Source organism: Butyrivibrio sp. (genome assembly GCF_017940685.1).
Taxonomy (GTDB): Bacteria; Bacillota; Clostridia; order Lachnospirales; family Lachnospiraceae; genus Butyrivibrio.
In genome coordinates this window covers 1-10,598 of record NZ_JAGAYD010000061.1, presented here as the reverse complement: position 1 = coordinate 10,598, position 10,598 = coordinate 1, and the positions used below count along the sequence as shown (strand labels likewise).

The following is a 10,598-nucleotide window of genomic DNA, read 5'->3' as shown; positions in this document are numbered from 1 at the left end:
GCGTTTGCGGCTAATGTCTCAAAACCAAAAACAATCAGCAAAACCAGGGCAGGGAGCATCCGGACCGTAGAACTTAAGGGGCCCCTTCCGAAGGCCATGAACATCGGCGATGGAAACCGGGAAAAAGATGAATATATGTGCGGACGGCGGTGGTGGGCTTAAACGGAACCAGGGCGGCGCGTGAGGCGCAAGGGCCGTGGCAGGGGCCAATGGGCAAGCTGCCGGTGGGGGAGGCCCCTGAGCCGGAGCTGACAACAGAACCGTCCCCCTGTCAGCAACAGAACTGTCCCCGTGTCTTGTTTTATATCAGTTTAAATGCCAAATGTCTCTGTTGTACTCTTCGATTGTTCTGTCAGATGAGAAGTATCCAGCCTTGGCGATGTTGGTGAGCATCATCTTCTTCCACTTATCGCGCTTTTCATAGTCTTCGAAAATCTCATCCTTCTTTGCAATGTAGCTCTCAAGATCAAGGAGAGTCATGAACCAGTCCTTATTAAGGAGCTCTTTGTGAAGTCTTTCAAGATTTTCCTTGTGGCCAACTTTAAGGCACTGCTTGCTTACTATAAAGTCCACAGCCTCTTTGATAACAGGGCTCTTCTTGTAGTAGTCCTTGGATACGTAGTCAGCCTTCTTGTAGTGCTTGATAACCTCGTCCGCTGAAGCGCCAAAGATATAGATGTTGTCGTCGCCAACAAGCTCGTGGATCTCTACGTTAGCTCCGTCGTCTGTTCCAAGAGTTACAGCGCCGTTAAGCATAAACTTCATGTTACTTGTTCCTGATGCCTCCTTGGAAGCAAGGGAAATCTGCTCTGAAACGTCACATGCAGGAATAAGCTTTTCAGCGTAGCTTACGTTGTAGTTCTCAACCATAACAACCTTCATGTACTTGTTTACATCAGGGTCGTTATTTACGATCTCCTGGAGAACAAGAAGGAGGTGGATTATATCTTTTGCAATAACATACGCAGGTGCAGCCTTGGCGCCAAAGATAAAGGTGATTGGTCTTGTAGGCTTCTTGCCGCCCTTGATCTCAAGGTACTTGTGGATGATGTAAAGAGCGTTCATCTGCTGTCTCTTGTACTCGTGAAGTCGCTTAACCTGGATGTCAAAGATAGAATCAGGGTCAACCTCAACGTTCTCGTGCTTCTTAAGGTAAGCAGCAAGCTCTTTTTTCTTGCCCATCTTGATAGCTTCGAGCTGATCTAAAACTTCCTGGTCATCTATGTGGTCAAGGAGCTTCTCAAGCTTGTTTGCATCCTTCTTGTAGCCATCACCGATGGTCTGTGACAGAAAATCAGCAAGAGGATGGTTGCAGGAAAGGAGCCATCTTCTAAATGTAATACCGTTGGTCTTATTGTTGAACTTCTCAGGATAGAGCTTGTAGAAGTCGTTAAGTTCGCTGTTTTTAAGGATATCAGTGTGGATGGCAGCAACACCGTTAATGGAGAATCCGTAGTGGATGTCGATGAATGCCATGTGCACCTTCTTGTCCTTGTCGATGATCTGAACCTTAGGGTTCTTGATCTTGGCTCTGATCCTCTTATCAAGCTCCTTGATGTAAGGAACAAGCTGAGGAACAACCTTTTCAAGATATGCAAGAGGCCATGTTTCAAGAGCCTCCGCAAGGATTGTGTGATTGGTATATGCGCAGGTCTTACTTACAACGTCGATGGCATCATCAATTGAAAATGCCTTGTCCTCAACCAGGATCCTGATAAGCTCAGGAATGATCATGGTAGGATGAGTGTCGTTGATCTGGATGACTGCATGCTTGTACAGCTCGTGAAGGTCGTACTGACGCTCTTTCTGTTCCCTTAAGATGAGCTGAGCTGCGTTGGAAACAAGGAAGTACTCCTGGTAGATTCGAAGGAGGTTTCCTGCCTCGTCAGAGTCATCAGGATACAGGAAAAGAGTGAGGTTCTTGTCAGTTGCTGTCTTGTCAAAATCAATACCCTTCTTAACAAGACTCTCATCAATTGACTCGATATCAAACAGGCGCAGCTTGTTAACGCCTGTGTCGTAGCCCACAACGTTCATGTTGTAGAGGCGGCTTACCACTTTTTCATGGCCAAAAGAAATCTCGAAGGTAGTATCTGTTTTCTCAAGCCAGGACTGATCCTCAATCCAGTCGTTCTTTTCTGCACACTGAAGGTGATCCTTAAATACCTGCTTGAAAAGTCCGAAGTGGTAGTTAAGTCCGATTCCCTCACCAGCCATTCCAAGAGTTGCGATGGAATCAAGGAAGCATGCTGCAAGTCTTCCAAGGCCGCCATTACCAAGTGATGGCTCTGGCTCGCACTCCTCGATATCAGCAAGGTGCTTGCCGTTAGCTTCAAGGATTGAGTTTACTCTGTCATAAACTCTTAAGTTGATCAGGTTGTTTGAAAGAAGCTTACCAATAAGGAACTCCATTGAAATGTAGTAAACTTTTTTCTCCCCGTTATATACTTCTGCTACATCCATTAGACGCGTAGTCATCTCAAGAAGTACATAGTAGGTTTCCTGATTGGTTATGTCCTTAAGGCTCTTGCCAAATTTCTCCTGAGCGATTCCCTCAAGCTGTTCTTCAAGGTTAAGGACAAGTACGTCGCGCTGCATGTTTGTGTGCTTTGACATTTTTGATTCTCCTTTTCAAAAAAATGTTTGCTGCTATTGCTGTTATAGCTGTTATGTTCTGTTTTAGAGTTTTTCTGTTTTTTGGAAAACGTTTTCTGCTATCGATGAGATTACTTTAACACAGGAAAACGTTTTCCGCAAGTACAAACTTTTATATTTTTTATTTGATTATGTCCTCATATTTCATGCGAACCATGGTGTAAGGAACTGTAACCTTCCTGCCCTTTTCGCCCTGCATAAGACGCCACAGTTCATCAAGGGCGATCTCAGAGATCTTTACAAAATCCTGCCTTAAGGTGTTCATCTGTTTTCCCACATACCCCATCAGGATGATGCCATCAAATCCGCAGACCGGGCGGAAGATGTCCATATCGATAAGAGCTTTCATTGCTCCGATGGCCATAAGGTCTGATGCGCAGACAACGCAGTCATTGCTTTTGGCGTATCTCATTGTGAGCTGCCTTGCCCTCAGCTCTGAAAACTGGCCGTTACGCACGCTGAGCTTAAGTTTTTTCTCATCGCAAAGCTTCTTAATTCCTTCAAGGCGCTCTTCTGTGACATAGCCATCTTCCTCTCCCGCGATGTAGAGGATCTTTTTGCACTTGTTCTCTGTGATGGTCTTTTTGGCTATGTCGTACTGGGCCTTCTTGTTATCTATGCTGACAGAGGTGGTAGTGTCGTTGACCATTGGAGCGTCGGTTACCACAATCTTAAATATTCCGCTGTCAATGAGCTTCTTAATAAGCTTGTCTTTCTTGGTCATGCCATAGACTATGATCCCTTTTATGCCCTGGGATTCAAAATAGCTTATGACCTCCGCAGCCGTCATGTCTTCTATCATGGTCTTAAAGACAGTAATGACATCAAGCTGCAGCTCTTTTGCCCTGTGCACCGCACCAGATATGTACTGCATGTTGATCTCGTCGCTGGCCTGAGTACCCAGGCTGATATTCATAAGAAGCGCCACCCTTCCGGTCCTCTTGGACGAAAGGCTAGCTGCCACTGCATTTGGCACAAAACCAAGCCTCTCCACCACATCCATGACTTTCTTTTTAGTGTCAGCGCTCACATTCGGATAGTTGTTAAGGACCTTGGATACGGTAGATATTGCAACCCCTGCTTCCTTGGCCACATCCTTTATTGAAACCATTATTATCCCCTTATACCCTCTTTCGGAAATCGTTTTCCGTACATATATTAACTATACTGTCCGCCACAGCATTTGTCCAATTAAAAATTTAGAAAACAAGACACGGGGACGGTTCTTTTGTCTCCTTCAGCCCAGGGCCCTCCCCCACCGGCAGCTTGCCCCTTGGGCCGTGCCACGGACCTTTAGCCAAAGGCACCGCCCTGGCTCCATTTAAGCCCGCCATCGCCGTCCGCACAATATGTTCAGACTTTTTCGCGTTTGAGGGAGCCGCTTGTTCATGAGCCTCCGGAAGTCCCCTTAAGTTCTGCTCACGGTGAGTAGGTGCTCCCTGCCCCGGCATTACTATTATTTTCAGTTTTTCGCTATCCACAAACGAAACTTTTCTTAAACGCTCCTGCAGTTTTTTCTCGATTACGCATACTCGACCGCACACGCAGGGCAGATTCAAAAAACTACAGCTCATAATGGTCATCGCTCGCTGTGGCGAGCGGGTAAGGAAATAGAAAAGGCCCAAAACCAAGCTCTCTGAGTTTGGTTTTGGGTCTTTACTATTTCCTGCAGGTGCTGCGCACCGTATGACCATTATGATTGAAAAGACTTCCGCCTGCCCTGCTGGCTTTCTCTCGCATGCGATAAAAAAACTGCATGGAGCGTCTGAAAATGGCGTTTGCGGCTAATGTCTCAAAACCGAAAACAATCAGTAAAACCAGGGCAGGGAGCAGCCGGACCATAGAACTTAAGGGGCCCCTTCCGAAGGCCATGAACATCGGCGATGGAAACCGGGAAAAAGATGAATATATGTGCAGATGGCGATGGCGGGCTTAAATGGAGCCAGGGCGGTGCCTTTGGCTAAAGGTCCGTGGCGCGGCCCAAGGGGCAAGCTGCCGGTGGGGGAGGGCCCTGGACTAAAGCTGACAGTAGAACCGTCCCCGTGTCATGAAATAACCTTAGCTGGCTACCGTAAGCTGCTCAAGAGATCTTCCGTTTTTGTGAGCCCTGCAGTAAACTTCAGTACACTTTTTGTATCTGGCAAAGGTTTCAAGAGCCTTGTCCTTGTTGTCATAGACCTTCCAAAAACCCGTGTACATGACGCCCTCTTCGGGATCTTTCATAAAGCCCAGGACGTCGCGAACTGGATACCCCAGGAACAGTCCTATTTCGTGGGGAAAAGAGCTATCGGCCTGAAGGTGTTTTGCAAGCTCTGCGACGCATCTGTCTGCGTTAGATACAGAGTATCCTTTTTCCCGAAGGATCCTGCAGGCTTCTTCATTGGCCAGATCTCTTTTAAGGAATGATGGCCTGTAAAGGTATATGAGCATTCTGCCTCTTGAAAACCTGACTGGTATCATCCTGATACCTTTAGATGAAAACCTTATATTGAAATTGCTGACTTCTCTGTAAACAGCATGTCTGTCCTTGCATTCAACTGTAAATAGATTTCCCGTTTTAAGGCCCGCCAGAGTTGGTGAGCACAGATCGATCAGTAATTGATCCCCCATTTTTTCCTCCGTGATAGCACTTAATTTAAGAGTTTGTATAGATAGTTAGTTTTAGCTAACCTCGCTTTATTTTATCCTCACGCCTTGCGAAACGTTGAAATAATCGTACAACTATCGGATGTGATAATTCTTATCAGTTTGAACTCTTGAATCATATGTTAGCATCTGCTAACCTCTTATACAAGAGCATTACTTAACAATAATTCTCAAGTGCTCAGAAAGGAAGAGTATAGTATGAATAAAGTAAAGGTCGTATTTTGGAGTGGCACAGGAAACACTGAAGCCATGGCAAATGCAGTTGCAAACGGCATCAAGGCTGCTGGCGGAGAAGCAGAGCTTCTCCCATTCGAGACAGTAAGTCCTTCTGACGTAGCAGGTGACAATGTCATTGCCTTTGGATGCCCTGCAATGGGAGCAGAAGTTTTAGAGGAAGGTACAGTTGAGCCCTTCATGATGGATTATGAGAACAAGTGCAGTGGCAAGAAGATCGCTCTGTTTGGTTCTTATGGCTGGGGCGACGGACAGTGGATGAGAGACTGGCAGGACAGACTTAAAGCCGGCGGAGCAACCATCGTTGGCGGCGAAGGAGTTATCTGCAATGGCGCACCTTCTGATGACGCAGTCTCTCAGTGTGAAGACCTTGGAAGGCAGCTTGCACAGGCATAATATCATCTTGTATTCATTACCTCCTTACGAAAAAACCTCGAAGTAGTTATCGCTACTTCGAGGTTTTCATATGCAGCCAAAAGAACCGTCCCCGTGGCTTATTATGTCTTATTTATCTGTCACGGACAAGACCTTGTAATCAAGCGCTTCTATGGCGCCTGTAATCTCAGAGTCGTCCACTTCCCTCTCATATTCAACCACAGCTTCTTTCTTGCGGAGACTCAGCTTTGCTGAGACGCCATCTATCCTGTTTATAGCTCTTTTCACGCGATTGGTGCAGTTCTCGCAGTGCATGCCGTCAATTTTAAAGACCTTGGTCTTTATCACAGTACCTGTAAGCTTCTTGTCAGGTTCCTTGACCACAGAGCCGCCCCCACAGCAGCCTCCCTCGCCCTTTAGGTGCTTTACAGCGCCCTTTCCAGCCAGGATCATAACCACTATCAATATAACTACAATTATCGCGTTTGTCATTTTATACTACCTCGTACATTTCTCCCATATTTTTAAAACCACCGTCAGGAAGGCATGAGCTGCAGCTATTACAGCTGCCGCTACCAGAAGCTCCGCTGCAGCTTCCGCAGCCGCCAGATGTACCACAGCTTCCGCCGCAGCCGCAGGACATATCCACCTTTTTGATCACTCCAATATTTGTAAGGTATTCAATCTGTCTTTTCACATCCTCTTCAGAGGTCTGAAGCTCAATTGCCAGAAGCTTGGTGGTCCTTGCGTGTCCGTCCCTTAGAAGTTCAATAAGTTCCCTCATGTCGAAACCTCTTTTCCCAATATTACCATATTAGAAGACCAATGTGGTAGACGATCATAGAAAGAAGCAGCGCTGTTGCTGTATAGTACAGAGCGATGCGGGCTGTCCACTTTGCGCTGGATGTCTCCTGGTATGTGGCTGCAAGTGCAACAACGCAGGGCATGTTGAAGGTCAGTGCAAAGATAAATGCCAGTGCCTCAGGCTTTGATACATTAGCAAGAAGGATCTCTGAAAGGTTCGCTGCCCTTCCGGCGCCGCTCATGGCTGCATTGAAGGCTCCAGAGAAGCTCTCTCCTGTGAAAAGAGCGCTGATAACGCCGATAGCACCTTCCTTTCCAACAGAGGATGCCACAAATGCAATGAACAGCTGCCATCCAAGTCCAAACACTCTTGTTACAGGCTCGATAGCCTGACCAATGGTGTAAAGGATAGGTGAACTTCCTGGTGTAAATGAATAGCTCAGGATCCAGAAGATTCCGCAGACCAGAATAACTACGCTTGTAACTCTCTTAAAGGTATCTGCTGTTCTTCCAAACACATATCTAAGAAGTGCTCCCCACTTGGGCTTATGGTATGGAGGAAGCTCCATGATCATACCGTAGCGGTCACCGGTTCTGACCAGCTTTCTTCCGAATATTTTGGCTGTAATATACATATGGAGGATCATGGTGAAAAGAATTGCTACAATAACAAGCACAGCTCCCGGACCAAAGAAAACTGCGGACAGCATCGGAATTACTGACCAGGCAGCGCCGCAGGGAACTGCCCAGGCAAGGGCAATGGTAAGGACCTTTTGACCCCAGTTATCAATGACTCTTGAGCCTGCTGCCCCGCCCATGGTACAGCCGAAGCTTACAAGGAAAGGCATAACAGATTTTCCCTGAAGTCCGAGTTTTCCCATGGTGTTATCAAAGACGTAGGAGATCCTGGCCATTACGCCGACTTCCTCCAAAAGTCCAAATACAAGCGTCACGCCAAACACAAATCCCAGCATCTTAAAGATATATGAAAACGACTGGAAGATGATAGTTCCAATTGCATCAAGCACGATTTCCGGACATCCTGCACTTGCAAGAAGCCCAAGGACAGGGGCTTTGAGCGCCAGCACTCCATTTCCCACAAGCATAAGTGGAAGGGCAGGAATGAATGACAGGATAAGTCCCAAAAGAACTGTCAGCACAACAGCAGGTTTACCCCACACCCTGCTCATAAATATCTTATCAAGCTTTGAAAGGGATACCTGCGTATTTTTAGCGGTAACCGCCCCATCAAGCACCTCATCGATCCATTTAAACTTGGCACTTCCTGTAGCTATCGCTCCGCTGCTCTTTTCGCAGATAGCACAGACATTCTTGTACACTGCCGGATCAAGCTTCTCTTTAAGCTGGTTCATAACAAGCTTGTCGTTTTCAAGCGCTTTTACAGCAAGCCATGTTGATGAAAAGCCTCTCACAAGATCGTCAGGAATAAGGGCCTTGAGCTCCTCATAGCCTTCGATCTTTTTGTACTCCTCTTCGATTGAAGAGGTATCAAGAACTGTCTTTTCCCTGACAGCTCTTTCCATGATCTCGTAGTATGGTTCATACTTCTTGCCCTCTGTTGCAGAGAAAAGAAGTACCGGTATCCCAAGCTTTTTCTCAATGGCCGCAACGTCAATTGTCTTGCCCTGGTCCTTGGCAACGTCCGCCATGTTCAGCACCAGAAAGCTTGGCACGGTGATTCCCGCATAATCTGCAGTCATGAAAAGGCTTCGCTCAAGCTGTGATGAATCTGCCAGAATGCAGACCACATCTGCTTTCCCAGATGCAATGAAATCCCTTGTGATGATCTCCTCATCTGAATTTGCAGTAAGAGAATATGACCCTGGAAGGTCTGCAACAGCGCACTCCATGCCCTTATATGAAAAAGAGCCTTCTTTCTTCTCTACTGTTTTTCCTGGCCAGTTACCAACATGCTGGCGAAGGCCGGTAAGCGCATTAAACAGCGTTGATTTTCCCGAATTGGGTTGCCCCAAAAGAGCTATAGTAGCCTGACTCATGCTGTCACCTCCGCAACCTCGATCCCCATGCACTCTTTTCTGTTAAGAGCGATCATGGTATCCCTTGAATACACCAGCATTGGCCTGTTCTTGTCATTTCTGATGACCTTTACGCTGCATCCCGGTGTAAGACCTATGGAGGTGATCCTGCTTATAAAGCGTTGATCCCCGGACAGGTTTTTTACCACCGCCTCGGTGTTCCGATTTAGTTCACTTAAACACATACTTTTTTTCCTCTCTTTTCCCACACATATACTTGAAGTTAGCTTCCGCTAACAATTATACACATAAGTAGGGAAAACGGAGACAAAATAAGGGTTTTTGAGACATTTTCTCGATAAGATCGGGACAAGAACCGTCCCCGTGTCAGCAGAACCGTCCCCGTGTGATATGTACCCTCTTTTCTGGACAATACAAATCCAGGAAGGAGGGTTATTTTATGCGCTATAGCTATGAATTCAAAAAGAAATGTGTGGAGTTGTATTATCGTGGAGAGTATCCAGATACTCCTGATGGAATAGGGCTCAAAAGATTTCATGGGACAATACGCGAATGGGTAAGAATTGAGAAAGCTTGTGGTATTACTGCACTAAAGAATGATAATACTATTAAGGCTTGGACACCTGAAGAACGATACGCCTTAGTTTCGCGTGTTTTAGCTGGAGAGTCTATCAGGAGTGTTGCATTTTCTGTAGGCATTAATAATGGGCAACTGTATCGGTGGGTTCGCAAATATAAGGTTTATGGGTACAATGGTCTTATATCAAAACAGAATAGTTCTAAACAAAGGGAGCTAGACATGAAGAAATTCGGTACAAGAAAGCCTATAAAACCTAATGAAACTGAACATGAAGAGTTGCTTCGATTAAGATCTGAAAACGAATGCATGAGGGCAGAAATTGAAATAATAAAAAAAGAGATCGCCTTGAGAGAGGAAAAGGAAGCTGCGCGACTCAAGGCGAAAAAGCAGCAATCGTCAAAGAACTCAGAGAAAAAGGATACTCACTAAAGCATCTTCTTAAAGCTATGCATATGGCCAGATCAACTTACTACTTTGAAATCAGTAAAGAAGATCGTGTTTCTGAACGCAATCAAGAAACACTAGAAGTAATAAAAAGCATTTTTACCTCAAACAAGAGCAGGTATGGTGTAAGACGCGTCCACCGTGAACTGATGAATCGTGGATATCAAGTAAACCATAAGCGTGTTCAACGGCTTATGCATGAAGCTGGATTAATGGGTAAACGTCCAAAGGAAAAATATCATTCATATAAAGGCGAAGTAGGTAAGATTGCTGATAACATAATAAATAGAGATTTCAGCACAACTGCACCTCTTCAAAAATGGACAACTGATGTATCTCAGTTCAACTTTTCATGGGGAAAGTGCTATATATCTCCAGTTCTGGATATGAATACAAATGAGATCATTTCCTATGACCTATCTAAGAGTCCAAATCTTGCACAGATTGCAAAAATGCTTAATAAGGCTTTTGATAAATTTCCTTCAGTTGAAGGACTTATTCTTCACTCAGATCAAGGCTGGCAGTATCGTCATGCTTACTATAGAAACACTTTAAAAGAACATGGGATTATCCAATCTATGTCACGAAAAGGTAACTGCTATGACAATTGTATTATGGAGACATTCTTTGGTAGATTAAAAAATGAGATGTATTATGGTCATGAAAAAGACTATTCTTCTTTTGAAGAATTCTCAAATGCAGTTAAAGAATATATAGACTACTACAATAACAAAAGGATTCAGGCGAAAACAAAATGGATGCCACCTGTACAATACAGGATAGCATCCATGTGTTCAACCTAATTCATAAATATGTGTCCAGGATTCTGGGTACATATCAGT

The 10,598-nt window shown here is 45.3% G+C and carries 10 protein-coding genes; 3 read left to right on the top strand and 7 right to left on the bottom strand.

Annotation, left to right across the window (positions count from 1 at the left end):
* Window positions 1–306 precede the first annotated feature (306 nt).
* From J6I68_RS04400 to J6I68_RS04390, 3 genes are all read right to left on the bottom strand, one after another.
* The gene (locus J6I68_RS04400) at window positions 307–2,616 is read right to left on the bottom strand and encodes a glycogen/starch/alpha-glucan phosphorylase (protein WP_292217804.1); all 2,310 of its coding nucleotides are present in this window, start codon (window positions 2,614–2,616) and stop codon (window positions 307–309) included.
* A gap of 160 nt (window positions 2,617–2,776) precedes the next feature.
* Window positions 2,777–3,766: a LacI family DNA-binding transcriptional regulator gene (locus J6I68_RS04395; RefSeq protein WP_292217802.1), complete on the bottom strand. Its 990-nt coding sequence runs from the start codon at window positions 3,764–3,766 to the stop codon at window positions 2,777–2,779.
* A 947-nt stretch (window positions 3,767–4,713) separates the two neighbouring features.
* Window positions 4,714–5,265, bottom strand: a complete 552-nt coding sequence (locus J6I68_RS04390; protein ID WP_292217801.1) for a DUF3793 family protein — start codon at window positions 5,263–5,265, stop codon at window positions 4,714–4,716.
* Between the two features lie 234 nt (window positions 5,266–5,499).
* Between J6I68_RS04390 and J6I68_RS04385 the strand changes: the two genes are divergently transcribed.
* Window positions 5,500–5,931: a flavodoxin gene (locus tag J6I68_RS04385; protein WP_292217799.1), complete on the top strand. Its 432-nt coding sequence runs from the start codon at window positions 5,500–5,502 to the stop codon at window positions 5,929–5,931.
* A 108-nt stretch (window positions 5,932–6,039) separates the two neighbouring features.
* Here J6I68_RS04385 and J6I68_RS04380 read toward each other — a convergent pair whose 3' ends face one another.
* Genes J6I68_RS04380 through J6I68_RS04365 form a run of 4 tightly spaced genes read right to left on the bottom strand, consistent with a single transcriptional unit; the run spans window position 6,040 to window position 8,956 of the window.
* The gene (locus J6I68_RS04380) at window positions 6,040–6,402 is read right to left on the bottom strand and encodes a heavy-metal-associated domain-containing protein (RefSeq protein WP_292217798.1); all 363 of its coding nucleotides are present in this window, start codon (window positions 6,400–6,402) and stop codon (window positions 6,040–6,042) included.
* Window position 6,403: 1 nt separating this feature from the next.
* Entirely contained in the window at window positions 6,404–6,694 is a 291-nt protein-coding gene (locus tag J6I68_RS04375; protein ID WP_292217796.1) for a hypothetical protein, read from the bottom strand.
* 22 nt (window positions 6,695–6,716) lie between these two features.
* Window positions 6,717–8,732, bottom strand: coding sequence for a ferrous iron transport protein B (gene feoB, locus J6I68_RS04370; RefSeq protein ID WP_292217795.1), 2,016 nt, complete (start codon window positions 8,730–8,732; stop codon window positions 6,717–6,719).
* Window positions 8,729–8,956 carry a FeoA family protein gene (locus J6I68_RS04365; protein WP_292217793.1) on the bottom strand — a complete coding sequence of 76 codons (228 nt, stop codon included), beginning with the start codon at window positions 8,954–8,956 and terminating at the stop codon, window positions 8,729–8,731. Before J6I68_RS04365 ends, feoB begins: the two co-directional genes overlap by 4 nt.
* A gap of 215 nt (window positions 8,957–9,171) precedes the next feature.
* On the opposite strand from J6I68_RS04365, the gene J6I68_RS04360 reads away from it, so the two are divergent.
* Window positions 9,172–9,741 carry a transposase gene (locus tag J6I68_RS04360; protein WP_292217791.1) on the top strand — a complete coding sequence of 190 codons (570 nt, stop codon included), beginning with the start codon at window positions 9,172–9,174 and terminating at the stop codon, window positions 9,739–9,741.
* Window positions 9,705–10,559 carry an IS3 family transposase gene (locus J6I68_RS04355; RefSeq protein ID WP_292217807.1) on the top strand — a complete coding sequence of 285 codons (855 nt, stop codon included), beginning with the start codon at window positions 9,705–9,707 and terminating at the stop codon, window positions 10,557–10,559. Before J6I68_RS04360 ends, J6I68_RS04355 begins: the two co-directional genes overlap by 37 nt.
* Window positions 10,560–10,598: the final 39 nt, after the last annotated feature.